The sequence below is a fragment of the Achromobacter aegrifaciens genome (assembly GCF_902859735.1).
Lineage (GTDB): Bacteria > Pseudomonadota > Gammaproteobacteria > Burkholderiales > Burkholderiaceae_B > Achromobacter > Achromobacter aegrifaciens.
The window spans coordinates 79,691-105,792 of the sequence record NZ_CADIJY010000010.1 but is presented as its reverse complement, the minus strand read 5'-3'; the positions used below and the strand labels follow the sequence as shown (position 1 = coordinate 105,792).

The window sequence follows — 26,102 nt, the reverse complement described above, 5'->3', positions numbered from 1 at the left end:
CGCTTCGGATGGCTCCTGGGTCCTCGGCTGGCAGTCGCCTAATGCGCTGGCTTCAGACCCGTTCATGGGTAGATGCTGTAAGCCGGTGTCCGGACGGAGGGATCCGAAGCGCAGCCCCACTGGGGCGAGCATCGGAATCCCGCAGTCCGGACGCCGGCGACTCAAGAACCCCGCCTCACAACACCGAAGCGGCAGGGCCTCGAGCTTGCGGATGTCGGAGTTCTTTAGCCGCCGAGGCTGCCCTGCGCCATTCCGATGCTCGCCCCACAAAACCGAAGTGCGATCCGGATTTTCTTCATCCAGACGCCTTGGGAGCGGGCTTTCCTTACCCGGCAGCGTTCAGGCGACCAGGCGGTCCAAGGCTTCGCGGTACTTGGCGGCGGTCTTTTCCAGCACGTCCTGCGGCAAGCGCGGCGCGGGCGGGGTCTTGTCCCAGGTCTGGGTTTCCAGCCAGTCACGCACGAATTGCTTGTCGAACGACGGGGGGCTGATGCCCACGCGGTAGCCGTCGGCAGGCCAGAAGCGCGAGGAATCCGGCGTCAGCACTTCGTCCATCAGATACAGCGTGCCGTCGTCGTCCAGCCCGAATTCGAACTTGGTGTCGGCGATGATGATGCCCTTGGTGGCCGCGAACTTGGCGGCTTCGGCATACAGTTTGAGGGTCACGTCGCGGATGCGCTCGGCCATTTCCTGGCCGACTTCCTTGACCACGTGGGCAAAGTCCACGTTCTCGTCGTGCATGCCGAACTCGGCCTTGGCGGCGGGCGTGAAGATCGGTTCGGGCAGCTGGCTTGCCTGTTGCAGGCCGGCGGGCAGCTTGATGCCGCAGACGGCGCCGGTGGCCTGGTAGTCCTTCCAGCCCGAGCCGATCAGGTAGCCGCGGGCGACCGCTTCCACCAGGATGGGCTTCAAGCGCTTGACCACCACGGCGCGGCCGCGCACCTGGTCGACTTCGTCCGGCGCGACCACGTCTTCGGGCTTGATGCCGGTGGAGTGGTTCGGCAGGATGTGGGCCAGCTTCTGCAGCCAGAACTCGGTCAGTTCGGTCAGCACCTGTCCCTTGCCTGGGATGGGGTCGTCAAGAATCACGTCAAACGCGGAGATGCGATCCGATGCGACGATCAGCAACTTGTCGTCGCCCACCGCGTACATGTCGCGCACCTTACCGCGGCCCAGCAGCGGCAAGGACTTGATGCTGGATTGATGCAAAGCAGAAGTCACGGGAATGGCCTATGGCAATAATGAAGATTCCCGCCTCGGGCAAGCGCCAGGGCGGGAAGTAGAACGGAATCCGGGAACTGCGGGCAAGGCCGGCGCGGCGCGCGGGTCCTGCGAAGCGCATAGGTTACTGCAAATGGGCAGGTTTTGCCGGGCCTCCCCTCGACGCCACCCGGCGGCCGGGTTAGGCTCTTGCCTCCCCTATGATGCGCGCCGGCCGCCTCTGGCGTCACGGCGCTGACCCCAGCCGGAGACAAAGCCGTATGCAGGATGCTTCCCCCAAACGCAGCGCCCACGCCGACGCGCAGGTACACCTGACCGGCGGTTGCCAGTGCGGCGCTGTCCGCTACGCCATCACCGATGAACCAATCATGGCGGCAACCTGTCATTGCCGGGACTGCCAGTACTCCAGCGGCGGCGCCCCCGCCCATGCCCTGATCTTCCCGACCGGCTCCATCACGCTGTTGCGCGGCAGCCCCAAAGAGCACCGCTACCGCGGCGAATCCGGCCATACCGTGATGCGTAGCTTCTGTGCGGACTGCGGCACTCCGCTGTTCGGCAATTCGGCGGGCATGGGCTATGACATCGTGCGGGCCGGTTCGCTGGATGATCCGGAAGCCTTCCGCGCCCGCGCCACCCTCTGGACCGAGTCGGCCCCGTCCTGGCACCACGTGGACCGTACCGTGCCGCACTTTCCCCGCAACTCGCCGGCGCCCTAGCGGCGGCGCAGACAAAAAAAGGGCGGTCCACCTGGGTGGACCGCCCTTTTTTCGCTTTGGCGCCAGACGCCTTTTGGCGTCATGCGCCTGCGGCAGATGCTTACTGCACCACTTGAGCCAGCTTGCCCGACGCGTATTGCGCGGCGATTTCGGTCAGCGGCAGGGCCTTGATCTTGCTGGCGTTGCCGGCGGTGCCGAATTCGGTGTAGCGAGCCACACAGATCGCCTTGGCGGCGGCGCGGGCCGGCTTCAGGTATTCGCGCGGGTCGAACTTTTCCGGGTTTTCAGCGAAGAAGCGGCGGATCGCGCCGGTCATGGCCAGACGGATATCGGTGTCGATATTGATCTTGCGCACGCCGTACTTGATGGCTTCCTGGATTTCCTCGACGGGCACGCCGTAGGTTTCCTTCATGTTGCCGCCGAATTCGCGGATCTCGGCCAGCAGTTCCTGCGGCACGCTGGAGCTGCCGTGCATCACCAGGTGGGTGTTGGGCAGGCGGGCGTGGATTTCCTTGATGCGGGAGATCGACAGGATGTCGCCGGTGGGCTTGCGCGTGAACTTGTAGGCGCCATGGCTGGTGCCGATGGCGATGGCCAGGGCGTCCAGCTGCGTGCGGCGCACGAAGTCGGCGGCTTGTTCCGGGTCGGTCAGCAGCTGATCCATGGTCAGCTTGCCGTCGGCGCCGTGGCCGTCTTCCTTGTCGCCTTCCATGGTTTCCAGGGAACCCAGGCAGCCCAGTTCGCCTTCGACCGTCACGCCCAGCTTGTGGGCGGTATCCACGACCTTCTTGGTCACTTCGACGTTGTAGTCGTAGTCGGCGATGGTCTTGCCGTCTTCCTTGAGCGAGCCGTCCATCATGACGCTGGAGAAGCCCAGGTCGATGGCGCCTTGGCAGATCTTGGGCGACTGGCCGTGATCCTGGTGCATGACCACGGGGATGTGGGGATAGGTTTCCACGGCGGCCTGGATCAGGTACTTCAGGAAGCCTTCGCCCGCGTATTTGCGCGCGCCGGCCGAGGCCTGCATGATCACCGGGCTGTCGGTCTCCGCAGCGGCTTCCATGATGGCCTGGACCTGCTCCAGGTTGTTGACGTTGAAAGCGGGAATGCCGTAGCCGTGCTCGGCGGCGTGGTCGAGCAACTGGCGCATGGAGACTAGGGCCATGAGTGGTCCTCCTTAGGTACTGTCTATTGAAAGATGATTGAAGACTTGCTGAATGGGGTGATTTTACGGGGGATTCGACGAAAGGTCTTGCAACCGCCCGTATCCGGTCCATTCAGATGAGCACGAAAGGCTCAGGCCAGCCTTCGGCTCCCCCGAAGGACCGATGGCGCGGCGGCTTGCGCCGCGCCAGAAACCGCAGCGCCTACGGCCGACCGGCGTGCGGCACGTCCACCCGGGTCATCAGGATGCAGCCTTCGTGCCTGGCCCGGCGGTTGGCCTCGATGAAGTCGGGCGCGGCCGCCATGAACAGGGTCCGGCCGTCCGGCCCGCCCAGGGCGGCGGCGAAGATGCCGAATTCGCCGGTGTCGATCTGCTCCAGGATCTTGCCGCCGCGCGCCACGCGCACGATGCGCTTGCCGATGGCGTCAGCCACCCACAAGGCCCCTTCCGCGTCCAGCGCGCCGCCGTCCGGTCCGATGGCGGAGGCGGCGATCAACACGCCCAGGTCGTCGCTGGCCGGCAAGGGGCCGAAATCGGCCCAGTCGCGGCGCGGCCCCAGCCCGCCATCGGCCAGGATGTCGAACTCGGAAATGCGGTTGCCGAAGGTTTCGTTGACGATCATGGTCTTGCCGTCCGGCGTGATGAACGAACCGTTGGGAAAGCACAGTCCGTCGGCCACCTGGCGCGCCGAGCCGTCGGGATCGACGCGCACGATGCCGGTATTGCGGACCGGCTCGCCCGCCATCAGGTCGAAACCGAAATTGCCCACATAGGCCCGACCCTGCGCATCCACCACCATGTCGTTGACCGGGCCTCCGGTGTACGCCGACAGGTCGGCGTGCACGGCCAGCGTGCCGTCCGTCTCGCGCCGCAAGAGCTTGCGGTCCTTCATGGACGCGATCAGCAGGCGGCCGTCCGGCAGCCAGCCCAGCCCGGACGGCTGCTGCGGCACCTTGCAGATCTGCTCGACCGTGCCATCCAGGTCCACGGCGATGACCTGCTCGGTATAGAAGTCCGACGCCCACAAGCGGTTTTCGTGCCAGCGCAGCCCCTCCAGATAGGTGTATCCGGACGCCAGCACGGACAATTCGCGTTTCGGCATTGCCTGGTCTCCTTGTGCGGCCCCGCGCAGGGGCCTGTTGTTCGTGTTGCCCTGCGCCGCTGCCGCGCACGCCGGGATCGGCCCATTCTGGCATGAGCGCGAGCGATAGCGCAGCAGTTCCAAATTGATACAACTTCGACATCGCCGGTCCCGAAGCCGCTCCCGGGTAAGCCGCCTTATCCGTCCCCGATCTGACAACTACGTGTCAGGTGCGCGGCGTTAAGATCGCGCCCCAAGGGTAAACCCGGACCTCTCGGCCTACCCTGGCATTCCCTCTCCGGATCCTCTTGCCCGCCTCTTGCCGGCGCGCCCGCCCTGCCGGGCCAGGCAAACGATCCCTGTTTTCCGTTTTGATCATGAACACTAAGAAGCTGACGCGTTACATCGGCATCGCCATGGTGCTGGGCATCGTGGTGGGCTATTTCTGCCACAACTACGCGCAGAACGAGAAAGAGGCCTTGCAGATCGCCTCGTACTTCAGTCTCGTCACCGACATCTTCCTGCGCATGATCAAGATGATCATCGCGCCGCTGGTCTTCGCCACCCTGGTGACCGGCCTGGCCAGCATGAGCGACGCCAGCGCCGTGGGCCGCATCGGCATGCGCGCCATGGTCTGGTTCATCGCCGCCTCGGCCCTGTCGCTGCTGCTGGGCCTGGCGCTGGTCAACATCTTCCAGCCCGGCGCGCACATGAACCTGGCGCTGCCGGACGCGAACCTGACCTCAGGCCTGAAGACGGGCGACTTCACGCTCAAGGCCTTCATCACGCACGTATTCCCGCGCAGCATCGCCGAGGCCATGGCCAACAACGAGATCCTGCAGATCCTGGTGTTCTCGCTGTTCTTCGGCGCCGCCCTGTCCTTCATCCGCGGCAAGGGCCACAACACCATCTACAACCTGATCGACGAGCTGGCCAAGATCATGTTCCGGGTGACGGACTACGTGATGCGCTTTGCGCCCCTGGGCGTGTTCGCCGCCATGGCCGCCGCCATCACCACCGAGGGCCTGGGCGTGCTGGTGAGCTACGGCAAGCTGATAGGCGAGTTCTACCTGGGCCTGGCGCTGCTGTGGGCCATTCTGTTCGCCGTGGGCTATCTGTTCCTGGGCAAGTCGACCTTCCGCCTGGGCGGTTTGATCAAAGAGCCCACGCTGCTGGCGTTTTCCACGGCCAGCAGCGAATCGGCCTACCCCAAGACCATCGAGGCGCTGACGCGTTTCGGCGTGCCCAAGCGCATCTCGGGCTTCGTGCTGCCGCTGGGCTACTCCTTCAACCTGGACGGCTCGATGATGTACCAGTCCTTCGCGGTACTGTTCATCGCCCAGGCCTACAACATCCAGATGAGCTTTACGCAGCAGCTGACCCTGCTGCTGGTGCTGATGGTGACCAGCAAAGGCATGGCCGGCGTGGCGCGCGCCTCGCTCGTGGTGGTGGCCGCGACCCTGCCGATGTTCCATCTGCCGGAAGCGGGCCTGCTGCTGATCATGGGCATCGACCAGTTCTTCGACATGGGCCGCACCGCCACCAACGTGGTCGGCAACAGCCTGGCCACCGCCGTGATCTCCAAGCTGGAAGGCAATCGCGAGGACACGGCCGATACCGAGTCCGCCGCAGCCGGGGAAGCCCCCGCGGGCCAGGCCGCACGCCAGAATGCCTGACGCAGCGGGCAATGAAAAACGGGCCGCATGGCCCGTTTTTTTCATGGCTAGCGCCAGCTTGACCGGCGCCATGGCGGGGAGCAACATATAAGCCCTTCGCTTCCCATCCCGGCGCGGCGCGCATGGGCGCCACGCTCAGTCCTCATGCCATGAAACGCCTTAGCCTGCGCTGCGCCCTGGCAGCCGCGGCCCTGATGTCCGCCGCGCCCGCCTCCCACGCCTGGACCCGCATTTCCTGCGAGCTGGGCGGCACCGTGGCCAACCTGCCCGTGGTGATGCGCCAGTACCGCACCGACGGTACGGAACTGACGCAACTGATATTTCGCTTGAAGGTCAGGAACGCGGACATCCCCGATGGCGCCCGCGCCGATACCGACTGCACCGAATTCGTCGGCCGCGAGATCGACGTGGTGCTGGAGAACACCGCCGCCAACACGGTCCGCAAGGGCAAGACCCTGAAGATGCTGTACCGCTATGACGATTCGCTGGGCCAGAGCCAGGCGACGAAGTTCGAGCTGGACCGGCCCTAGGCGCTGTACGCCCTAGTCGTTGACCGAGCACGAGACGGGCGCGCCGTCCTCGAATTCCACGTCGTAGGTGTGCACCGGATCCCAGGGCAGCGTGAACCACAGTTCATAGCCGTCGCCGTCTTCGTCGAACAGCCACAGCGCGCGCAGCACGGCATGCTGGGCCATGGCTTCGGGGGTTTCTTCCTGCAGCAGCTGGTTGTCGTCCAGGCCGAGCTTCTTGTAGTGCTCGTAGGAGTAGTTTTCCAGCAGGAATTCGGCCGCGGCCAGGATCTGGTCATCGAGGTCGTCGATGATGGCCTTGACCACCTTGGACGCGCTGCTGTCGGGTTCTTCGCCGTCAGTCTGGATCATCACGTGGATGGACGGACGGCCCTTGCCGGCGGCGACGTTCTCCGCCGCCCACAGATCGGGTTCCTCGGGATCCTGGGTGAAATTGAATCGTGCCATCGCAAACTCCGGAAAAAGGGCCGGCGCGCCGCGGAAATCGCGGCCGCGCCTTTCCCGTCATTTAACCAGATGCACGGCCTCCCGGCTGCGCATATCGGCGATGTTTTTGCGACAGGCCGGCCTTGCGCGGACGGCGTTCAGACACGCTCCAGCGGCAGATGCGGCAAGTCGGGCAGCGCCACGAGGATGGGATCGCCGGCGCTCACCGTGCCGCCTTCGATCACGATGCCCATGATGCCGGCGCGGCGCATCAGGCTGCCGTCCGGATGGCGGCCCAGCACAGCGGCGGTCAGGCCCTGCTGGTAGTTGTCGAGCTGGGAGCAGGGATTGCGCAGACCGGTGATCTCGACCACCGCATCCGCGCCGATATGCAGGCGCGCCCCGCGCGGCAGGCCCAGCAGGTCAATGCCGCGGGTGGTGATGTTCTCGCCCATGGTGCCTTCGGCCACGTTGAAACCGGCAAGCTGCAGCTCGTCGTGCAGCTCGCCGTGGATCAGGTGGACCTGCCGCAGATTGGGCTGGGCGGGATCCGCCTTGACGCGGGAGCGGTGCTTGACCGTAACGCCCATGTGGGCGTCGCCTTCCACGCCCAGCCCCTTCAGCAACATGATGGCCCGCACCACCGGCTTGCTGAACCCGTGCGTGGGGCTGCAGGCCACGGCTGTCACGATGGGATGCAACACATCTCTCTCCAGGAACCGGTTCAGGCCGCCACGGCCTGCTTTTCGGACGCCCGCTGCTCGCTCGCGCGCACGGGCGGATAGTGCGCCGAGAATACCAGCCGCCCCGCCGACCAGGTATGGCTGATCAGCGGCTGCGTGCCCACTTGCGCCACCGCCACCAGGTCCGCGCGCAGCCCCGGCGCGATGCGCCCGCGGTCGGACAGGCCGCAAGCCTGCGCCGGATTCAGCGTCACCAGCGCGACCGCCTGTGGCAGCGTCAGGTCGGTCTGAGCCGCCACCGTGTAGGCGGCGGCGATCAACGCCGACGGCTGGTAGTCCGAACACAGGCAGCTGGCCACGCCCGCGCGTATGGCATCGATGGCGCGCATGGAACCGCTCTGGCTCTGGCCGCGCAGCACGTTGGGCGCGCCCAGGATGGTGGGCAGTCCGCAGGACACCGCGGCGCGCGCGGTATCCAGGGTGATCGGGAATTCGCTCATCGCGACGCCCAGGTTGCGCATGGTGGCGATGCGCTGGATCGAATCGTCGTCGTGGCTGGCGGTGGGGATGCCCAGTCCCTGCGCATGCGACAGCAGCGCCTCCACCCGCGCCACCGCGCCATCCTTGGCGCGCGTCTTGGCCTGCGCGGCCTCCTCGGCCTGCTCGCGGCTCATGGCATGGTTGCCCATCATGTACTGCAGATAGGACTCCAGCGTCTTGAACTGGCCCTGCCCCGGAGAATGGTCCATCACCGACAGCAGGTCCACCGCGCCCTCGTCCATCAGCGCGCGCAGCACGTCCACCGAGGACGCGTCGGTGACTTCGTAGCGGCAGTGGACGCGGTTGTCGACCAGGCTGTGCTGGCCGAAGGCGCGCACCGTGCGCACCACTTCCGCCGCCGTCTGGTTGTTGCGCACGCCCCACTCGCTATTGGCGAAGGACAGCGCGTGATACGGCGTGGTGATGCCGGCCGCGGCATTGCGGCGGTCCACCTGGGCCACGGCAAAATCCAGCGGAAACAACACGCGCGAACGCGGCTCGGCTTCCTTTTCGATGGCATCGCAATGCAGGTCGATCAAACCAGGCAGCAAGGTCTGGCCACGGAGATCGATCTCGCGGTCCGCGCGCGCGCCGGCAGGTTCGATGGCGACGATGCGGCCATCGTCGATCAGCACGGCGCTGTCCTCCAGGATGCGGTCCTGCAGTACCACGCGGGCATGGGTGAGATAGGTGCTCTGCATCATTGCTCCAGGTCGGCCAGGGCGGGTTGGGCGGGACGCAAGGCCAGCGTCTGCGTGGCGACTGCATCGCGCACTTCGGCGTCGTGGAAGATGCCCAGCAGGCAGCGGCCTTCTGCCATGGCCTCGCGGATCAGCGCGATCACGACCTGGCGGTTGTCCGCGTCCAGCGACGCGGTGGGTTCATCCAGCAGCAGGATGGGATGGCGCGCGATGAAACCGCGTGCGATATTCACGCGCTGCTGCTCGCCGCCCGAGAACGTGGCGGGCGCCAGTCCCCACAGGCGCGGCGGCACGTTCAAGCGTTGCAGCAGGGCTGCTGCGCGGGAGCGGGCTTCGTCGGCCTCCACGCCCGCTGCGCGCAGGGGTTCGGCCACCACGTCCAGCGCCGACACGCGCGGAATCACGCGCAGGAACTGGCTGACGTAGCCGATCACCTCGCGCCGCAAGGCCAGAATGCGTTGTTCGGGGGCGCCGGCCAGCTCCACCCATTCGTCGTTCCAGCGGACCCGGATGCTGCCTTCGGTCGCCAGATAATTGCCGTACAGGCAGCGTAGCAGGGTGCTCTTGCCGGTGCCGGACGGTCCCGCCAGCACCAGGCAGTCGCCCGCCGCCGCGTCGAAGTCGACCGACTCCAGCACGGGCAGGCGCATGCCCCCCTGGTTATGCAGGGTGAACATCTTTCCGAGGCCCCGCACCTCGATCATGGGAGTCTTTTCAGGCATGCTCAGCTCTGCAAAATGGAGGACACCAGCAACTGGGTGTAGGGATGCTGCGGATCGTCGAGGATCTGGTCGGTCAGGCCGCTTTCGACCACTTCGCCGCCGCGCATCACCAGGGTCCGATGCGCCAGCAGGCGCGCCACGGCCAGGTCGTGGGTCACGACGATCGCAGCCAAGCCCAGATCGGCCACCAGCTGACGCAGCAGGTCCAGCAAGCGCGCCTGCACCGACACGTCCAGCGAAGCCGTGGGTTCGTCCATGAACACCAGGCGCGGGTGCGTCACGAGGTTGCGGGCGATCTGCAGGCGCTGCTGCATGCCGCCCGAAAACGAGGTGGGCCTGTCATCCAGCCGTCCCGCGTCGATCTCCATCTTCTGAAGCCAGTTGCCAGCGGCCTGACGCAAGTCGCCGTAATGCCTGTCGCCCACGGCCATCAACCGCTCCGCGATGTTGGCGCCCGCGCTGACCTGCATGCGCAGGCCGTCGCGGGCGTTCTGCCGCACGAAGCCCCAGTCGGTGCGCGACAGCAGGCGCAGGCGTGCGCCGGGCAGCGCGGCCAGGTCGGTAAAGCCCTGGTCGCGGGTGTCGTACCAGACGCTGCCCGCGTCCGGCCTGGTCTGGTACGACACGGCCGACAGCAGCGTGCTCTTGCCGGAACCGGACTCGCCGACCACGCACAGGACTTCGCCCGGATACAGATCGAAGTTGACGTTGCGGCAGCCGTGCACGCCGTCCCAGGTGCGCGTCATGTTGCGCACTGAAAGCAAAGGTTGGGCGTTCATGCCGCGGTCTCCTGGTTGGCTTGCTGTTGCGCCTGCCGGTCGTTGCAGTACTCGGTGTCGGAGCAGACGAAACGGCGCGTGCCGGCGTCGTCCAGGATGATTTCATCCAGATAGCTCTCGCGCGATCCGCACAGGTCGCAGCATTCGTTCCAGGTCTCGACCCTGAACGGATGGTCCTCGAAGTCCAGGCTCTTCACCTGCGTGTAGGGCGGCACCGCGTAGACGCGCTTTTCGCGGCCCGCGCCGAACAGCATCAGCGCAGGACTGCGGTCCAGCTTGGGGTTGTCGAACTTGGGGATGGGCGAAGGCCGCATCATGTAGCGTCCGTTCACGATGACAGGATAGTCATAGGTGGTGGCGATATGGCCGTGCTGCGCGATGTCCTCGTACAGCTTGACGTGCATGCCGCCATATTCGGCCAGCGCGTGCATGGTGCGCGTCTCGGTTTCGGAAGGCTCCAGCCAGCGCAGCGGTTCAGGAATGGGCACCTGGAACACCATGATCTGCCCTTCCGCCAGCGGCGTCTCGGGGATGCGGTGGCGGGTCTGGACGATGGTGGCGGCAGAAGTGGATTCCGTCGTCGCCACGCCCGTGACACGGCCGAAGAAGCGGCGGATGTTGATCGCGTTGGTGGTGTCGTCCGAACCCTGGTCGATCACCTTCAGCACGTCGTTTGCGCCAATGATGGACGCCGTGACCTGGATGCCGCCAGTGCCCCAGCCATAGGGCAGCGGCATTTCGCGGCTGCCGAAAGGCACCTGGTAGCCGGGGATGGCGACGGCCTTGAGCAAGGCGCGGCGCAGCATGCGCTTGGTGGATTCGTCCAGATAGGCGAAGTTGTAGTGGTCGTCGCGTTCGACCGTTGCGTGTTGCGTAGTCATGGGGAAACCGCCTCGTCCATCAGATCGTTGCGCGCGGCCTCGGGCGCGGCGCGTTCGGCGCGCATGCGCCGCAACAGTTCAAGATTGGCCTGGAAGTCCACGTAGTGCGGCAGTTTCAAGTGCTGCACGAAACCGGAGGCTTCGACGTTGTCGCTGTGATAGAGCACGAACTCGTGATCATTGGCAGGCGAATCGGCGCGTTCGCCCAGGTCGCGCGCCTTCAGCGCGCGGTCCACCAGCGCCATCGACATGGACTTGCGTTCGCCATAGCCAAAGGTCAGCCCATAGCCCCGGGTGAACTTCGGGCCTTCCTCGGCGCTGCCCGCGAACTGGCTGACCATCTGGCATTCGGTGATCTCGATCTCGCCCACGGTGACGGCGAATCCCAATTCCTCGATGTGCATTTCCACCTCGAGCGCGCCGTAGCGGATCTCGGCGGCGAAGGGGTGGGTATTGCCGTAGCCGCGCTGGGTCGAATAGCCCATGGACAGCAGGAAACCTTCGTCTGCGCGCGCCAGGTTCTGCAGGCGGGCCGCGCGCGAGGCCGGGAAATCCAGCGGCTGCCGGGTCAGGTCGAAGGGTTCGGGATCGCCTTCGGGCACGGCTTCCGCGTCGATCAGGTCGTCATGCGCCAGCAGGTCGGTGACGCGCGGCATCGCGCTGTCCAGCGCCTCGCCGCCCGGCGGCAAGGCGTCGGCTTCGCGCTGCGCTTCGAGCGAGAAGTCCAGCAGACGCTGGGTGTAGTCGTAGGTCGGTCCCAGGATCTGGCCGCCAGGCACGTCCTTGAAGGTGGACGAGATGCGGCGCTGCAGGCGCATGCGGCCGGTGTCGATGGGCTGGGTATAGCCAAAGCGCGACAAGGTGGTGCGGTAGGCGCGCAGCAGGAACACCGCTTCGATCAGGTCGCCCGCGGCCTGCTTGATGGCCAGCGCCGCCAGTTGCGGATCGTAGAGCGAGCCCTCCGCCATGACCCGCGATACCGCCAGCGGCATCTGTTCGCGGATCTGGTCCAGGCTCAGCTCGGGCACTTCGCGGTCGCCGCGCCGGTAGTCGTCCAGCATGCGGTAGGAATTGAGGATGGCGCGTTCGCCCCCTTTTACGGCTACGTACATGTCAGTTCTCCTTGCGCGTGCTGCGCGGCAGTGCGCAGATCCGACGCTCGTGCGTCAGGAACACGTCGACACCGAGCGGAAACCGTTGATGATTGAGACGCCACTCGCGCCAGAAACCCTCGGGCAGCCCTGCCGCATGCAGCAGCTGCTGGCTCTTGATACCCGGGCCGCTGAGGATGGCGGGTTCCCCGCCCGACAGGGATTCGACCTCGATCAGCAAGGTGGTAGACAGATCGGGATAGGCCGGATCGCCCTGGTGGCAAGCCGAAAGCGCCGGCGCCTTGCTGCCAGCCGGCACCGCGGCGAAACGCGCGAGCGAGGGCGATGGCACGATGGGGCAGGCGCAATGAAATCGCAGAAACGCGATCGCGTCCGCGCTGACGGTTTCAGGCAGCCAGAGCGGCGTGTCCACGTCCACCAACGTCAGCAGCAGCGCGGTCATGGCAGGCGACAGGCCCGCCGGCACGCCGGTTTCGATCAGGATTTCATGGATGCGACCCGGGTGGGCCATGGCGTCCAGCGCGGCGCGGAACGTGGCCTGCGCGTCGCCGACGGGATCCGCGAATCCGGGGAGCAGCGCCCGGCCCGAGGCCGCGGCGGCTTGTATCTGTTGCTGCATGTCAGTCCTCGCCTCGCACCATCGTGAAGAATTCCACCTTGGTCTGCGCCGCCACGCGGGCCTGGCGCTCGACCCGTTCGGCATGCAGGCGGGCCAGCGGCTGGATCAGCTGTGCCTGCACCGTGTCATGCCATTCCGGCAGTTGCAGCAGGGCGTCGGCCACGGCCGCCTGCTCGGCATGGCGCTGCGAGCGGCCCTGCACATAAGCCACGCCCACCACGCCCTCGCCCATCGTCACCGCGCAACGTGTCACGCTCATTTCGCCCAGGTTGAAGCGGGCCCCAGTGCCGCCGCTGCGGGCGCGCACCATGGCCATGCCGGTTTGCGCGGGGCGCAACGTCTGGTGTTCCGGCTTGCCCGCCAGCGCGCAAAAAGCGCCATCCAGCGCGGCCGGATCGGCCAGCGCCAGCACGCGCATCCAGGCGGCACGTTGCGCGCCCGCCGCATCCTGCCCTGTCTTGGGGTGATCCATCTTTTTCCTCTAAACGTCTAGACGACCGGATGGAGTATGATCGCTCCGAAATGGAAGTTCAACAGCCTGGCGTGAATTTTTGATGACAGTTGCAGCGCGTCCGCAGCGCCTTTGCGGCCGCCGCAGCATGGTGCACAATCACTGCCATTCTTCATGAAGCTGATGTGACAGCACGAGCACACCCTATGGTCGAAAGAGGTTCCGGCATCGCCGTCTGGCGGCAAATCGGCGAAGCGCTGGCGGACGATATCCGCAACAAGCTCTATGCGGCAGGCGAACAGCTGCCGTCCGAGCCCGAGCTGGCCGCCAAGTTTTCCGTCAACCGCCACACCATCCGCCGCGCGATGGGCGAACTCGAACAAGGCGGCCTGGTCCGCATCGAACAAGGCCGCGGCACCTTCGTCCAGGAACACGCGATCGACTACGCCATCGGCAAGCGCACGCGCTTTTCCGAGAACCTGCGCAGCCAGGGCATGCTGGGCCACCAGGAAGTCCTGGGCAGCCAGAGCCTGCGCGCCGGCGACATCGCCAAGCACCTGGGCCTGACGCGTACCGCGCCGCTGTTGCGCGTGCAGATCGTAGGCAAAGCCGAGAACCGCCCGATCAGCGTCTCGGAACATTTCTTCGACGAAAAGCGCTTCCCCGACTTCGCCGACCGCCTGGCGTCGCTGCGCTCGATCTCCAAGGTCTATGCCCACTATGGCATCGGCGACTACACGCGCAAGTGGTCGCGCATCACCGCCGCCCTGCCCACGCCCGAAATCGCCCGCCTGCTGGGCCAGCCCAAGACCCGCCCCATTCTTCAGGTGGAGGCCTTGAATGTGGACCAGGAAGCCTCGCCGCTGCAATATAGCGTGGCGCGCTTCGTGGGCGACATGGTCCAGCTGATGGTGACGGACGACAGCTGACGCAAGGCCGCCGCCTGCGCGCGCAGGCGGCGCGGAAGACTCCGGCCAACGGATTAACTCATCTAGACATCTGGTTGTAATGCAATCCCGCTAACGTCACGCCATGAACACACACACGCACGCCCCCTCGCCCTTGGCCGGTGTCACAGGCCAACGCATCCTGACGCCGCGCGGCGTCGAACAGGCCAGCCTGCGGTTCCATGGCGGACTGATCGAAGGCTCCGCCGCCGCGGCGCCGCGGGGCGCGCCCTGGTTCGACGCCGGCGATCTGCTGGTGTTGCCCGGCATCGTGGACCTGCACGGCGACGCCTTCGAGCGCGCAGTCATGCCGCGGCCCAGCGTGACCTTTCCGTACGACAGCGCCCTGTTCGACGTGGACCGCCAGCTGCTGGCCAACGGCATCACCACCGAGTTCCATGGCGTGACCCTGTCCTGGGAAGGCGGGCTGCGCGGCGAGGCTTACGCCGAACGCATGTTCGACGCGCTGGAAAGAATGCGCTATCTCATGGGCGCGCGGCACTATGTGCACCTGCGCTTCGAAACCCATCACGTGGGCGGCCTGGATATTGCCCAGCAATGGATACGCGACGGCCGCGTGCGCTTCCTGGCGCTGAACGACCACCTGCCCAGCATGGCGCGCCGCCTGGGCGACGAGCGCAAACTGATGCAGTACGCCAACCGCGCCGAGTGCGACCTCGACGTCTTCCAGGACCGGATCCGCGCCGCTATGGCCGCCGCCGATTCGGTGGCGGACGCCATGCGCGAGCTGACCGGCTGCGCGCAGGAAGCGGGCTTGAAGGTGGCCTCGCACGACGATCCGGACGCCGCCACCCGCCGCTACTACCACCAGCTGGGCTGCGGCGTGGCGGAGTTTCCGCTGACCCGCGAGGCCGCCGGCGTGGCCCGCGACCTGGGCGATTCCGTGGTCTTCGGCGCGCCCAACGTCGTGCGCGGGGGCAGCCACACCGGCGCGCCCAGCGCCACCGAAATGGTCCGCGCCGGCCTGTGCGACATCCTGACATCCGACTATTACTACCCCGCCCCGCTGGCCGCGGTGATGAAGCTGGCCAACGACGGCGTGCTGCCGCTGGCGCAAGCCTGGGATCTGGTGTCCTTGAATCCGGCCCGCGCCGCCGGCCTGAAGGATCGCGGCGCGCTGGCGCCCGGGCTGATCGCCGACGCCATCGTGGTGGATGACCAGGTGCCGGGGCTGCCCCGCGTCTGCGCCGCGATCGTGGGCGGCGAACTGCGTTACGCCACGCGCGCCTTCGACGACAGCCACAGCCAGCGCATGGCGGCCTGACCATGCCCCTCGCCCATCGCTACGCCCTGTACCTGGCGCCCACCGGCCCCTGGCGCGAACACGGCAGCCGCTGGCTGGGCCGTTGCGCCGACACCGGCCTGGCGCTGCCGCCGCGGCCGGGCCAGAACGCGGAAGCGCGCAACTGGACCGAAGCGCCGCGCCACTATGGCTTGCACGCCACGCTGAAGCCGCCCTTCCGCCTGAACCCGGGCGCAAGGCCCGAACAGGTCGACGCGGCCGCCCGCCAGTTGGCCGCAGGCGGCACGCCGTTCTCGTTGGAACTGGAATGCGAACCGCTGCGCGGCTTCCTGGCCTGGCGCATCGCTGCGTCCGACACGCAGGGACGCGTGCGGATCCAGGCCCTGGCCGAAGCCGCCGTGCGCGACCTGGATCCCTTGCGCGCGCCGCCCACGCCCGAGGAAACCGCGCGCCGCCAACCGCAATCGCTCAGTCCGGCGCAGCAAACCATGCTGGCGCGCTGGGGCTATCCGTACGTATTCGATACCTACGTCTTCCACATTACGTTGACCGGCAAGCTGCAAGGCGAGGCGCTGTCGCAAGCGCAGGCCGAAATCGCCGCGTTCGCCGATCCCTTGCGCGGGCAGCCCATGGCCGTGCCCGGAGTCAGCGTCTACGTGCAGCCCGCGCCGGGCGCGGACTTCGTCGCGGCGAGGCACTACGGTTTTGATGGTTCCAGCATCGATGCGGCTGGAGCCGGCTATCTGCAAGGACCGGCGGCGGCATGAGCGCCTCGGTTCCCGCCGACGGCGCCAGGCTGATCTACCTGATGGGCGCTTCGGGCAGCGGCAAGGACACCTTGCTGCGCCTGCTGCGCGCCGAGCTGCGCGGCGATGAGCCCGTGCTGGTCGCGCATCGCTACATCACCCGCGACAGCGGCGCCACCGAAGACGCGCTAAGCCTGACCGAAGACGAGTTCGGACGCCGCGCCGCCCTGGGCTGCTTTGCCCTGCGCTGGGCCAGCCACGGCCTGCACTACGGCATCGGCATCGAAATAGACGCCTGGCTGTCCTGCGGCGCCGCGGTCATCATCAACGGCTCGCGCGCGCACCTGGAACAGGCGCACTCGCGCTACCCGGCCTTGACCGCCGTGGAAGTCACGGTTGATCCCGGCCAGCTCGTCCGCCGCCTGGCGGGACGCGGGCGGGAAAGCGCGGAACAGATCGCGCAGCGCCTGGCGCGGGCGACGCAGGCATTCCCCGTACCGCCACAATGCCGCTTGCTGCGCGTCAGCAACGATGCCGCCCCGGAAACCGCTGCCGCCGCACTGTTGAACATCGCCCGCGACAAGCTCAACGCCTAGCGCCGCCGTTCAACGCGGGTCGCCCTGGCCCCAGGGCGCGGCGGCGTCTCCGCACAGATCCAGCAGGATCTCCGAAAAGCATTCCTCCGCTGCGAGCGGCTGTTCGCGCTTGCGCCGTATCAGGTTGATCGGCGGCAGTTCCCAGCCGAAGTCCCAGGGCACCATGCCCAGCTTGCCGCGCTGGCAGAGTTCGCGCGCGATGTCTTCCGGCACCACGGAGATGAGGGTCTCGTTCATCGTCAGCATGCCTTCGATCACGTCGGTGGAGTACGCCTCCAGCACCGGCGATGGCGGCTGCAATTCGGCGCGGATGAAATGCTCCACGATCAGTTGCCGCGTCGGCGTGTTGGCCGCCGGCAGCACCCAGTCCATCGCCGCCACAGCGGCCCAGTCCGGCTTGCGCCGCGCCAGCCGCTGCGCAAGCCGGCCATGCGCGATCAGGCGCGGCCGCTGGCGGTACAGCACGCGGTGGATCAGATCCTCCGGCGCCACGGTCGAGGTGGCGCGGCTGATGATGCAGTCCAGTTCGTGCCGGCGCAGCATGGGCACCAGATGGTCGGTGGTGGCGCGGTGCAGGCTGAGCGTCACGCCGTGGCGCTGGTGCAGGCGGCTGATGGCCGCCGTCAGCAAGGCGCTGGACACGTAGGGCACCACGCCCACCTGCAGATGCGCGGAACGGCCGGCGTGCAGGGCCTCGACCTCGCGCGCCCACAGGTCCAGGTCGCTGAGCATGTGGCGCGCGCGCACCAGGGCCAGGTCGCCCAGCGGCGTGGGTTGCAGGCCGCGACCGGTGCGCGTGAACAGCGGCGCGCCGAAGATGTCCTCGATCTCCGTGAGCGCCTTGGTGACGGCGGGCTGGCTGATGCCGGCCGCGGCGGCCACGCGCGTGAGCGAGCCGTGCCTGGCGATTTCGATCAGCAGCGCCAGGTGGCGATGCTTGAGACGGTTGGCGAGACGGGCGGCATCCCAGGTCACGATCTTTCCTATAACCAATTGGTTATTCAATTATGCCAACAAAGGAAAAATCAGTTATTTCATGACCCTATACTGCAAGCATCCCCTGCTGCCCGGACCGGCCTCATGAGCGCATCCTTCACCACCCGCCCCGAAATACGCGGCACTTTCGGCGTGGTCTCTTCCACCCATTGGCTGGCCTCGCAAGTGGCCATGAGCGTGCTGGAGCGCGGCGGCAATGCCTATGACGCGGCGGTCGCGGGCGGCTTCACGCTGCAGATCGTGGAACCGCACCTGAACGGTCCCGGCGGCGAAGTGCCCATCCTGCTCTGGAGCGAACGGGAACAGCGCATGCGCGCGCTCTGCGGCCAGGGCCCCGCGCCCGCGCTGGCCACGCCCGCCTATTTCCGCGGCCTGGGCCTGGACCTGGTACCCGGCATCGGCCTGCTGCCCGCCACGGTACCCGGCGCCTTCGGCGCCTGGCTGACCCTGCTGCGCGACTACGGCACCTGGGAACTGGCCGATGTGCTGCGCCCCGCGATCGACTATGCGCGCAACGGCTTTCCGCTGGTGCCGCGCATCTCGCAGGCCATTCTGGCGGTGCAGGCGCTGTTCCGCGACGAATGGACCAGTTCGCGCGAGGTCTGGCTGCCGGACGGCCGCGTACCTGCGCCCGACGCGCTGTTCCGCACGCCCGCCATCGCCGCCACCTATACCCGCATCCTGGACGAGGCGCACGCCCGCAGCACCGACCGGCGCGGCCGCATCGACGCTGCGCTGGAGGTCTGGTACCGCGGTTTCGTGGCCGACGCGATCGACGACTATTACACGCAGGCCGAGGTACGCGATACCACGGGCCAGCGCAACCGCGGCCTGCTGCGCAAATCCGATCTGGCCGATTGGCGCGCCACCTACGACGAGCCTCTGACTGTCCAATACGGCCGCTACACCGTGGCCAAGTGCGGGGTCTGGTCGCAAGGCCCGGTCCACCTGCAGCAACTGGCGATACTGCGGCACCTGGGCCTGGACGGGCTGGAGCCGACCTCGCCGCAATTCGTGCACTACGTGGCCGAGGCGGCCAAGCTGGCCTTCGCCGACCGCACCGCCTGGTACGGCGACCCTGCCTGCACGCAGGTGCCGCTGGCCGCTTTGCTCAGCGATGAGTACGCCCGCTCCCGCGCGGCAGGCATCGGCGCGCACGCTTCGTCCGAGTTCCTGCCGGGCAGCCCTGGCGGCCAGACACCGCGCCTGCCCGACCTGGACGCAGCCGTGCGCACCCTGGCTGCCTCCGACACCCGCTTCGGCGTGGGCGAACCGACCTTCGCCGCACTGCCGCCGGTAGCCGAATGGGCGGCGCGCGAGATCTTCGTGGGCGATACCTGCCAGATCGACGTCATCGACCGCGACGGCAATATGGTGGCCGCCACGCCGTCGGGCGGCTGGCTGTCGTCCAGCCCCGTCGTGCCCGGCCTGGGCTTCCCGCTGACCACGCGCCTGCAGATGACCTGGCTGGACGAAGGCGTGCCGGGCCAACTGCAACCGGGCAAGCGTCCCTGCACCACGCTGTCGCCCGGCCTCGCGCTGCGCGACGGGCAGCCTTACATGGCATTCGGCACGCCGGGCGGCGACCAGCAGGACCAATGGACGGTGGCATTCTTCCTGCGCCATGTCATGGGCATGAATCTGCAGGAGGCGATCGAAGCGCCCTCCTGGCATATCGATCACTTCCCGGGCTCGTTCTGGCCGCGCAGCCTTACCTTGAACCGGCTGACCGTGGAATCGCGCATGCCGGCCGCCACGCTGGAGGCGCTGCGCGCGGCGGGCCACGAGGTCAAGGTGGGGCCGGACTGGTCCGAAGGCCGCATCAGCGCCTGCACCCGCGAGCCTGCCGCGGGCGGCGGCCTGCTGCTGCGCGCCGGCGCCAACCCGCGCGGCATGCAGGGCTATGCCGCCGGCCGCTGAACCTGTTTCATTCAACCGGCATGCAGACCGGATATCAAGCAAAGGGGTAAACACCATGAAACTGCAATTCAAACGACTGCTGCGCTCGTTCGCGCTGGGGTTGGCGCTGGCCGCGCCCGCGCTCACCCACGCCGCGTGGCCCGAAAAACCCATCACGCTGATCGTGCCGTGGGCTGCGGGCGGCTCCACCGACATCCTGGCGCGCGTGCTGTCCGAAGGTTTGACCCAGTCGCTGGGCCAGCCCGTCATCGTGGAAAACCGCTCGGGCGCGTCCGGCAACATCGGCACCACCTTCGTGGCGCGTGCCAAGCCGGACGGCTACACCTTGCTGGTGGGCTCGATGAGCACGCACACGATGAACCAGGCGCTCTACTCCAGCATGCCGTTCGACGGTGTGAAGGACTTCACGCCCATCGCCGAGCTCGCGCTGGTCACCAACACCCTGGTGGTGAACCCGTCGGTCCCCGCGTCCAACGTGAAGGAGTTCATCGCCTACCTGAAGGCCAATCCCGGCACCGTGGCCTATGCCTCCGCCGGCCAGGGCTCCACCAACCATCTGAGCGCCGCGCTGTTCGAGAAAGCCGCCGGCGTGAAGATGATGCACATCCCCTATCGCGGCGGCGCGCCCGCGGTGCTGGACACCGTGGCCGGCCGCACGCAGGTGCTGTTCAGCGCCGGCACGCAGACCCTGCCGCATGTGCAGAACAACAAGCTGAAGCTGCTGGCCGTCACCGAGGAAGCGCGTTCGCCGCTGTTGCCCGAGGTGCCCACGGTAGCCGAGACCTTGCCGGGCTACGAGCTGTCGGTCTGGTACGGCGCCTTCGGCCCGGCAGGCATGCCGCCCGAACTGACCGCACGCCTGAACCGCGAGATCAACCTGATCCTCAAGCGTCCCGAAGTCATCAAGAAAATGGGCGACATGGGCGTGCTGCTGACCGAGACCACGCCGGAGCAATTCGGCCAGATCCTGGCGCGCGACGCCGACAAGTACGGCAAGCTGATCAAAGAACTGGGAATCACCGCCGAATGACCGTGAGCATCCAATCCTCCGCGCCGGCGCAGGCCGGCGTGGCCGCCATCGCCCGGGCCTATGCGGCCGCCGATCCGGTCGCGGCCTTGCGCGCCATCGACGCCCATGCGCACGCCGCGCTGGCGCACACGCTGTGCACGGTCAACCGCTATGACGCGCAGGCCATGCGGGTGCTGCGGCTGTATAGCTCCAACCCCGAGGCCTATCCGCCCGGCGGCAGCAAGGACAAGAGCGGCACCGCCTGGGGCCGCCACGTCCTGCTGGAGCAAAAGCTGTTCGTCGGCGAAGGCGAGGACGCGATCCGCGAATTCTTCGACGACCATGACGCGATCCAGCGTCTGGGCCTGCGCTCGGTCATCAATGTGCCGGTGGTGTACGGCGGGGTCTGCCTGGGCACCGTCAACTTCCTGATGCCGCGCGCGGCGGTTTCGGATGCCGATGTGCAGGCCGCGCAGCTGGCGGGCCTGCTGGCGCTGCCTGCGTTCCAGGCGCTGCTTCCGCAGGCCTGAGGCCGCGGGGCCCGCCCGGGCCCCGCGCATGCTCAGATGAGCGCGCGCCGGATGCGCGCCGACGCCATGTCGATGATGACCACGAAAGCCACGATGATGATCATCACGGCGCAGGTTTCGGCGTAGCGGAAACTGCGGATGATCTCCCACAGCACGGTGCCGATGCCGCCCGCGCCGACGATGCCGACCACCGAGGCCGAACGCACGTTGGATTCGAAGCGGTACAGCGAATACGAGATCCACAGCGGCAGCACCTGCGGAATCACGCCGTAGACGATTTCCTCCAGCGCGTTCGCGCCGGTGGCGCGCACGCCTTCCACCGGACGCGGATCGATAGCCTCGACGGCTTCCGAGAACAGCTTGGCCAGCACGCCGGTGGTGTGCACCCACAGCGCCAGCACGCCGGCGAACGGGCCCAGCCCGACCGCCACGATGAACAGCATGGCGAACACCATTTCGTTGATGGCGCGGCACGCGTCCATCAGGCGTCGCATGGGCTGGTACACCCAGGCCGGCACCATGTTCGACGAGCACAGCAGCCCCAGCGGCACGGCGACCACGATGGCCAGGAAGGTGCCCCAGACCGCGATCTGCACGGTGACGATCATCTCGTCCAGGTACATGCGCCAGTCGCGGAAATTGGGCGGAAAGAAGTCGGCGGCGAACTGGGCCATATTGCCCGAATCGCGCAGCAGGTCCAGGGGCCGCATGTCGGCGCCCTTCCACGACATGACCAGCAACGCCAGCACGACGGCCCATACGAGCAGGACTGGCAGCGAGGAGCGCGGCGCGGCGGAAAGGCGGGAGGTCTGCATGGCTACGTTCATAGAAAAGGCGATCCGCTAGTTGGGTTTCAGTTGCGGCAAGCCGGCGCGCCCCGCGGCGCGCCGGCTTGCCGCTTGCAGGCTTATTGCTTGGCGGCGGGCTGGCCCAGGCTGGCCAGCTTGCTGTCCAGCTCGGCCAGCTGTTTCTGCTTTTCGGCCTGGCCCAGCGTGGCGTCGGCTTCGACCTTGGCCTTCTCGCGCGCCAGTTCGATCTGGCGGATCGGCACCAGCTGCTGGTTGTCGGAGGCGCGGAAGCCCTGGTAGGTCAGCGCCTTCAGGTTGGCCAATTCGCGCTCGGCGTCCTTGCCCTTGCCGTAGTTGACGAAGAAGTCGCGGATGCGGACCTTCAGGTCTGCCGGCAGGTCGGTGCGCATGACCAGCGGATCGGCGGGGATCAGCGGCGACTTCCACAGCACGCGCACGCTGTCGTTGGCATCCTTGCCCGTGTTCAGGCGATAGCGCTCCAGCGCCTCGGTGTTGTTGACGGCCACGTCGACCTGCTTGTTGATGACCGACAGCAGATTGGTTTCGTGGTTGCTGGCGCGCACCGTCTTGAAGAAGGTCTTGGGTTCGATCTTGTTGGCGGCCCACAGGTAGTAGCCGGGCACAGCCGTACCCGAGGTCGAATTGGGATCGCCCGCGCCGTAGCTCAGCGTGCCGCCGCGCTTGAGCACGTCGTCCAGGGTCTTCAGGTTGCTGTCCTTGTTGACGATCAGCAGCGACCAGTAGCCGGGGTTGCCGTCCTTGTCGATGACGGAGGCGAACACCTCGCCCTTGGCGCGGTCCACCGCCTCGATTGCGGACTTGTTGCCGAACCAGCCCATCTGCACCTTGTTGAAGCGCATGCCTTCGATGATGCCGGCATAGTCGGACGCGAAGAAGGGCTTGACCGGTACGCCGATCGCGCGGCTCAGGTCGTCGATGACCGGCTGCCATACGGACTTCAGGTTGGTCGACGATTCCGTCGAGATGATGCCGAAGTTCAGGGTCTTGGCGTCTTGCGCGTAGGCCTGCGCGGACAGGGCCGCGGCGGCGATCAGGGTGACAAAGGTTCTGCGTAGCATGGAAGGCTCCGGGGGGAAATGGGTCGGGATATCAGGCGGCTTGCGCCAGGCGGGACAGCGGCGCCATGCCGGGCATGGCCGGCGCTTGCGGCGCATATTCGGGAAGGAGTTCGCTCAATTCGGAGCCATACAGGTCGCTCAGCATCGAAGGCGTGAGCGCGGCGGAGGGGCCGTCATAGACGACCTTGCCATGGCGCAGCGCCACCACCCGCGGGCAGTAGCGCAGGGCCACGTCCACCTGGTGCAGCGACACCACTACGGCCACCTTGCGGCCGCGGTTGATCTGGGCCAGCGTGTCCATCACGCGGCGCGAGGATTCCGGATCCAGCGAGGCGATGGGTTCGTCGGCCAGGATGACGCGGGCGTTCTGCACCAGCGTGCGGGCGATGGCCGCGCGCTGCTGCTGGCCGCCGGACAGCGTCGATGCGCGCTGAAATGCGTAGTCGTCTATACCAACCTGGGCAAGCGCTTCGAGGCCTTGCTGCACTTCGCCGCGCAGGAACCAGCGCGTCAGGCTGCGCCACAACGGCACGCGCGGCAGCAGCCCGGTCAGCACGTTGGTGATGACCGGCAGGCGACCGACCAGATTGAATTGCTGGAACACGAAACCGATGCCGGCGCGCGCGGAGCGCACGTCGCGGCTCAGGCGGCCATCGCGCTGGATCATGCGGCCGTTTACGGCCACGCTGCCCGAGTCGCCGGCCACGAAACCCGACAGATGGCGCAGCAGCGTCGACTTGCCCGAACCCGAGGCGCCGAGCAAGGCCACCATCTCGCCGTCGGCCACTTGCAGGTTCACGCCGTCCAGCGCCTTGGCGCCGGCGTGGAAGCTCTTGCTGAGCCCTTGTACTTCGATGGCGTAGGTCATCGTTGAATCCCCTTGGATGTGTTCATGGCGGCATTCTGTTTTCGCGGCATGACAGCACGATGACCTGGGAATCGATTCATTTGGCTGAAAATAGGGACACTGGAACGATCTGAAAGACGTTCGTCACAAAGGCCGTCTCCAGCCCGGCGCGCCGCAGGTATATTGGGGATATTCCCCACCAGCCTGGCGTTCATCATGATCAAAGGTTCCTGCCTGTGCAGCCGCGTCGCCTACGAGATCACGGGTCCGCTCACCGACGCCCTCAACTGCCATTGCACGATCTGCCGCAAGGCGCATGGCGCGGCATTCCGCAGCCGGGCGACGGTCCAGGTCAAGGACTTCGCCTGGACCCGCGGAGAAAACCACGTCACCTGGTACTGCTCGTCCCCGGGCAGCTACCGCGGCTTTTGCGAAGCCTGCGGCACGCCCCTCCTGACCCGCTTCGACCAGACGCCGGACGTCTACGGCCTGCCTCTAGGTCCGCTGGACGACGACCCGGGCATCAAGCCGGCAGCCCACTGCCACGTGGCCAGCAAGGCGCCCTGGTTCGACATCACCGACGGCCTGCCGCAGTACCCCGATGCGTATGGGGCGATGGAAGAAGACCATCCGCAGGCGGTTACATAAAAATTCAACCGAGTAGTTGAATTTTTTGGCGAGGCCAGACTATATTCAACCTCATGGTTGAATCTATTCCCTCCCCCGTCCTCGATGCCGTCTTTCGCGCGCTGGCCGACCCCACGCGCCGCGACATGCTGCGCAGCCTGGCCGGTGGCGAGCAGACCATCGGCGAACTGGCGGCGCCCCACAGCATGAGTTTCGCGGGCGCCTCCAAGCATGTGCAGGCCCTGGAACGCGCCGGTCTGGTGCGGCGCTCCATCCGCGGCCGCACGCACGTATGCAGCCTCAATCCCGAACCCATGGCCGACGCCATGCAGTGGCTGCGCTTCTATGAGCAATTCTGGTCGGGCAAGCTGGGCGCGCTGGAAGCCGCGCTCGCCGCCAGCCGGTCCCCGGCCGCGTCTTCTGGAGAACCACATGAGTGATCACGGCGTCGTTCTGGACCCCACCTCCATCCGCTTCACGCGGATACTGCCCGCCAGCGTCGACGAGGTCTGGGCTTTTCTCACCGAATCCGAAAAACGCGGGCGCTGGCTGGCATCCGGCGACATGGAACTGCGCGAAGGCGGCGGCGTGACGCTGCGCTTCGTGCATGCGGACCTGTCCTCGGTAGCAGAACCGGTGCCTGACGCCTACAAGCCGTACGAAGGCGGCGTCACCACGCAAGGCGTCATCACCCGCTGCGAACCGCCGCATTTGCTGGCTTTCACCTGGGGCGGCTCCCCCGGCCATCCTTCCGAGGTCACCTTCGAGCTGTCGCCTCAGGGCGAGGAAACGCGCCTGGTGCTGACCCACCGCAAGCTGTCCTCGCGTGACGGCATGGTGGACGTGGCTGGCGGCTGGCATGTGCACCTGGGCGTGCTCGAAGCCCGCCTGGCCGGCCGTGCCCCCGGTCCGTTCTGGTCCGTGCTTAACCGGGTGGAAGCCGAATACCGTGAACGGATCCCGGCTCGCTAGAGTCGTTGAACAGCAACTATCGCAGCGCGGCTACAGATAAATACTGGCTAAATATTGCGCTTTGCAGTACCATAAGTCCGTGATTTTTCCGCAAAAACCGGGCTTCGGTCACTCTGCGTGCCAACCTGTACCGCCTGCGGGCAATGCTCCGGGGCAACCCAGGACGTGCCTGATTTTTCCGGAAAAACCCCTCCGCCACCGGGCGCGCCTCCACCTCCATAGTTGCGCGGCCTGGCAGCACAAGCTCCACCCCGCTTCTTCCGGCGATTTGCGCAAAACGCGCCGCCGCGACCAAGCCGCGCACCGCGCGCACACTGCCCACGCGGCGCGAGTATCCGTCATTTCAGACATCCGCTTCGGATGCCGTGGCCCTTACCCGCGCTTGCCCGGACGTTTTACGTTCAAACCGCTGGACCCGCCCGTTCGGGTCCGACGCGCTTGCCGCCTCGCGCGGCGC

General features: G+C 66.9%; 29 protein-coding genes. 13 read left to right on the top strand and 16 right to left on the bottom strand.

Translation table 11 applies throughout. The features are described 5' to 3' along the window. Nucleotides 1-339 precede the first annotated feature (339 nt). On the bottom strand, nt 340-1,221 hold the full coding sequence (locus tag HV766_RS23215; protein ID WP_049075485.1) for a phosphoribosylaminoimidazolesuccinocarboxamide synthase: 882 nt from the start codon (nt 1,219-1,221) through the stop codon (nt 340-342). A gap of 260 nt (nt 1,222-1,481) precedes the next feature. On the opposite strand from HV766_RS23215, the gene HV766_RS23210 reads away from it, so the two are divergent. Then, nucleotides 1,482-1,937 (top strand): GFA family protein, encoded by a 456-nt coding sequence (locus HV766_RS23210; RefSeq protein ID WP_175181923.1) that lies wholly within the window; start codon nt 1,482-1,484, stop codon nt 1,935-1,937. Nucleotides 1,938-2,037: 100 nt separating this feature from the next. Here the strand turns inward: HV766_RS23210 and fba are convergent, their stop codons facing one another. After that, on the bottom strand, nt 2,038-3,102 hold the full coding sequence (gene fba, locus HV766_RS23205; RefSeq protein WP_013395676.1) for a class II fructose-bisphosphate aldolase: 1,065 nt from the start codon (nt 3,100-3,102) through the stop codon (nt 2,038-2,040). Nucleotides 3,103-3,304: 202 nt separating this feature from the next. Further along, nucleotides 3,305-4,204 (bottom strand): SMP-30/gluconolactonase/LRE family protein, encoded by a 900-nt coding sequence (locus HV766_RS23200; protein ID WP_175181922.1) that lies wholly within the window; start codon nt 4,202-4,204, stop codon nt 3,305-3,307. Between the two features lie 356 nt (nt 4,205-4,560). On the opposite strand from HV766_RS23200, the gene HV766_RS23195 reads away from it, so the two are divergent. After that, nucleotides 4,561-5,859: a dicarboxylate/amino acid:cation symporter gene (locus HV766_RS23195; RefSeq protein ID WP_225591305.1), complete on the top strand. Its 1,299-nt coding sequence runs from the start codon at nt 4,561-4,563 to the stop codon at nt 5,857-5,859. Nucleotides 5,860-6,008: 149 nt separating this feature from the next. Continuing rightward, nucleotides 6,009-6,389, top strand: a complete 381-nt coding sequence (locus tag HV766_RS23190; RefSeq protein WP_225596846.1) for a hypothetical protein — start codon at nt 6,009-6,011, stop codon at nt 6,387-6,389. A 12-nt stretch (nt 6,390-6,401) separates the two neighbouring features. Here the strand turns inward: HV766_RS23190 and HV766_RS23185 are convergent, their stop codons facing one another. From HV766_RS23185 to phnG, 9 genes are all read right to left on the bottom strand, one after another. After that, the gene (locus HV766_RS23185; protein ID WP_175181920.1) at nt 6,402-6,836 is read right to left on the bottom strand and encodes a hypothetical protein; all 435 of its coding nucleotides are present in this window, start codon (nt 6,834-6,836) and stop codon (nt 6,402-6,404) included. Between the two features lie 137 nt (nt 6,837-6,973). Beyond that, a complete protein-coding gene (locus HV766_RS23180; RefSeq protein ID WP_175181938.1) occupies nt 6,974-7,516 on the bottom strand; it encodes an MOSC domain-containing protein in 543 nt (180 codons plus the stop codon). A 23-nt stretch (nt 7,517-7,539) separates the two neighbouring features. Beyond that, nucleotides 7,540-8,739 carry an alpha-D-ribose 1-methylphosphonate 5-triphosphate diphosphatase gene (locus HV766_RS23175; protein WP_054451477.1) on the bottom strand — a complete coding sequence of 400 codons (1,200 nt, stop codon included), beginning with the start codon at nt 8,737-8,739 and terminating at the stop codon, nt 7,540-7,542. Continuing rightward, nucleotides 8,739-9,461 carry a phosphonate C-P lyase system protein PhnL gene (phnL, locus tag HV766_RS23170; protein WP_054451479.1) on the bottom strand — a complete coding sequence of 241 codons (723 nt, stop codon included), beginning with the start codon at nt 9,459-9,461 and terminating at the stop codon, nt 8,739-8,741. The genes HV766_RS23175 and phnL overlap by 1 nt, the downstream gene beginning before the upstream one ends. Before the next feature lie 2 nt (nt 9,462-9,463). After that, nucleotides 9,464-10,240: a phosphonate C-P lyase system protein PhnK gene (gene phnK / locus HV766_RS23165; protein ID WP_013395684.1), complete on the bottom strand. Its 777-nt coding sequence runs from the start codon at nt 10,238-10,240 to the stop codon at nt 9,464-9,466. Continuing rightward, on the bottom strand, nt 10,237-11,121 hold the full coding sequence (locus HV766_RS23160; protein ID WP_175181919.1) for an alpha-D-ribose 1-methylphosphonate 5-phosphate C-P-lyase PhnJ: 885 nt from the start codon (nt 11,119-11,121) through the stop codon (nt 10,237-10,239). Before HV766_RS23160 ends, phnK begins: the two co-directional genes overlap by 4 nt. Continuing rightward, nucleotides 11,118-12,233, bottom strand: a complete 1,116-nt coding sequence (locus tag HV766_RS23155) for a carbon-phosphorus lyase complex subunit (protein ID WP_054451483.1) — start codon at nt 12,231-12,233, stop codon at nt 11,118-11,120. Before HV766_RS23155 ends, HV766_RS23160 begins: the two co-directional genes overlap by 4 nt. 1 nt (nt 12,234) lies before the next feature. Next, on the bottom strand, nt 12,235-12,852 hold the full coding sequence (gene phnH, locus HV766_RS23150) for a phosphonate C-P lyase system protein PhnH (RefSeq protein ID WP_054451484.1): 618 nt from the start codon (nt 12,850-12,852) through the stop codon (nt 12,235-12,237). 1 nt (nt 12,853) lies between these two features. Beyond that, the gene (gene phnG / locus HV766_RS23145) at nt 12,854-13,324 is read right to left on the bottom strand and encodes a phosphonate C-P lyase system protein PhnG (protein WP_088142251.1); all 471 of its coding nucleotides are present in this window, start codon (nt 13,322-13,324) and stop codon (nt 12,854-12,856) included. Nucleotides 13,325-13,509: 185 nt separating this feature from the next. Here phnG and phnF point away from each other — a divergent pair, with 185 nt between their 5' ends. From phnF to phnN, 4 genes are all read left to right on the top strand, one after another. After that, nucleotides 13,510-14,232, top strand: coding sequence for a phosphonate metabolism transcriptional regulator PhnF (phnF, locus tag HV766_RS23140; RefSeq protein ID WP_175181918.1), 723 nt, complete (start codon nt 13,510-13,512; stop codon nt 14,230-14,232). A gap of 103 nt (nt 14,233-14,335) precedes the next feature. Next, entirely contained in the window at nt 14,336-15,535 is a 1,200-nt protein-coding gene (locus HV766_RS23135; protein ID WP_119451063.1) for an alpha-D-ribose 1-methylphosphonate 5-triphosphate diphosphatase, read from the top strand. 2 nt (nt 15,536-15,537) lie between these two features. After that, on the top strand, nt 15,538-16,281 hold the full coding sequence (locus tag HV766_RS23130; RefSeq protein ID WP_119451062.1) for a DUF1045 domain-containing protein: 744 nt from the start codon (nt 15,538-15,540) through the stop codon (nt 16,279-16,281). Beyond that, entirely contained in the window at nt 16,278-16,856 is a 579-nt protein-coding gene (gene phnN / locus HV766_RS23125; RefSeq protein ID WP_054451494.1) for a phosphonate metabolism protein/1,5-bisphosphokinase (PRPP-forming) PhnN, read from the top strand. Before HV766_RS23130 ends, phnN begins: the two co-directional genes overlap by 4 nt. 9 nt (nt 16,857-16,865) lie before the next feature. On the opposite strand, the gene HV766_RS23120 is transcribed toward phnN, so the two are convergent. Further along, nucleotides 16,866-17,831: a LysR family transcriptional regulator gene (locus HV766_RS23120; RefSeq protein WP_175181917.1), complete on the bottom strand. Its 966-nt coding sequence runs from the start codon at nt 17,829-17,831 to the stop codon at nt 16,866-16,868. Nucleotides 17,832-17,936: 105 nt separating this feature from the next. On the opposite strand from HV766_RS23120, the gene HV766_RS23115 reads away from it, so the two are divergent. From HV766_RS23115 to HV766_RS23105, 3 genes are read left to right on the top strand one after another with little or no spacing between them, the layout of a single operon-like run. After that, a complete protein-coding gene (locus HV766_RS23115; protein ID WP_175181916.1) occupies nt 17,937-19,772 on the top strand; it encodes a gamma-glutamyltransferase family protein in 1,836 nt (611 codons plus the stop codon). Between the two features lie 55 nt (nt 19,773-19,827). Further along, on the top strand, nt 19,828-20,802 hold the full coding sequence (locus tag HV766_RS23110; protein ID WP_054451502.1) for a Bug family tripartite tricarboxylate transporter substrate binding protein: 975 nt from the start codon (nt 19,828-19,830) through the stop codon (nt 20,800-20,802). Next, on the top strand, nt 20,799-21,311 hold the full coding sequence (locus HV766_RS23105) for a GAF domain-containing protein (protein ID WP_175181915.1): 513 nt from the start codon (nt 20,799-20,801) through the stop codon (nt 21,309-21,311). The genes HV766_RS23110 and HV766_RS23105 overlap by 4 nt, the downstream gene beginning before the upstream one ends. Nucleotides 21,312-21,343: 32 nt before the next feature. Here the strand turns inward: HV766_RS23105 and phnE are convergent, their stop codons facing one another. The 3 genes from phnE to phnC all read right to left on the bottom strand — a co-directional run bounded on the left by phnE (nt 21,344) and on the right by phnC (nt 24,067). Then, nucleotides 21,344-22,138 (bottom strand): phosphonate ABC transporter, permease protein PhnE, encoded by a 795-nt coding sequence (gene phnE / locus HV766_RS23100; protein WP_054451506.1) that lies wholly within the window; start codon nt 22,136-22,138, stop codon nt 21,344-21,346. Between the two features lie 80 nt (nt 22,139-22,218). Then, nucleotides 22,219-23,199 (bottom strand): phosphonate ABC transporter substrate-binding protein, encoded by a 981-nt coding sequence (phnD, locus tag HV766_RS23095; RefSeq protein ID WP_054451508.1) that lies wholly within the window; start codon nt 23,197-23,199, stop codon nt 22,219-22,221. 31 nt (nt 23,200-23,230) lie between these two features. Beyond that, nucleotides 23,231-24,067: a phosphonate ABC transporter ATP-binding protein gene (phnC, locus tag HV766_RS23090; protein WP_175162104.1), complete on the bottom strand. Its 837-nt coding sequence runs from the start codon at nt 24,065-24,067 to the stop codon at nt 23,231-23,233. Between the two features lie 195 nt (nt 24,068-24,262). On the opposite strand from phnC, the gene HV766_RS23085 reads away from it, so the two are divergent. The 3 genes from HV766_RS23085 to HV766_RS23075 are packed head-to-tail and all read left to right on the top strand — an operon-like array spanning nt 24,263 to nt 25,645. Beyond that, complete coding sequence (locus HV766_RS23085) at nt 24,263-24,694, top strand: GFA family protein (protein WP_054452219.1); 432 nt, start codon at nt 24,263-24,265, stop codon at nt 24,692-24,694. Nucleotides 24,695-24,747: 53 nt separating this feature from the next. After that, complete coding sequence (locus HV766_RS23080) at nt 24,748-25,113, top strand: ArsR/SmtB family transcription factor (protein WP_175181914.1); 366 nt, start codon at nt 24,748-24,750, stop codon at nt 25,111-25,113. Beyond that, on the top strand, nt 25,106-25,645 hold the full coding sequence (locus HV766_RS23075; protein WP_054451513.1) for an SRPBCC family protein: 540 nt from the start codon (nt 25,106-25,108) through the stop codon (nt 25,643-25,645). Before HV766_RS23080 ends, HV766_RS23075 begins: the two co-directional genes overlap by 8 nt. The last annotated feature ends 457 nt before the right edge of the window (nt 25,646-26,102 follow it).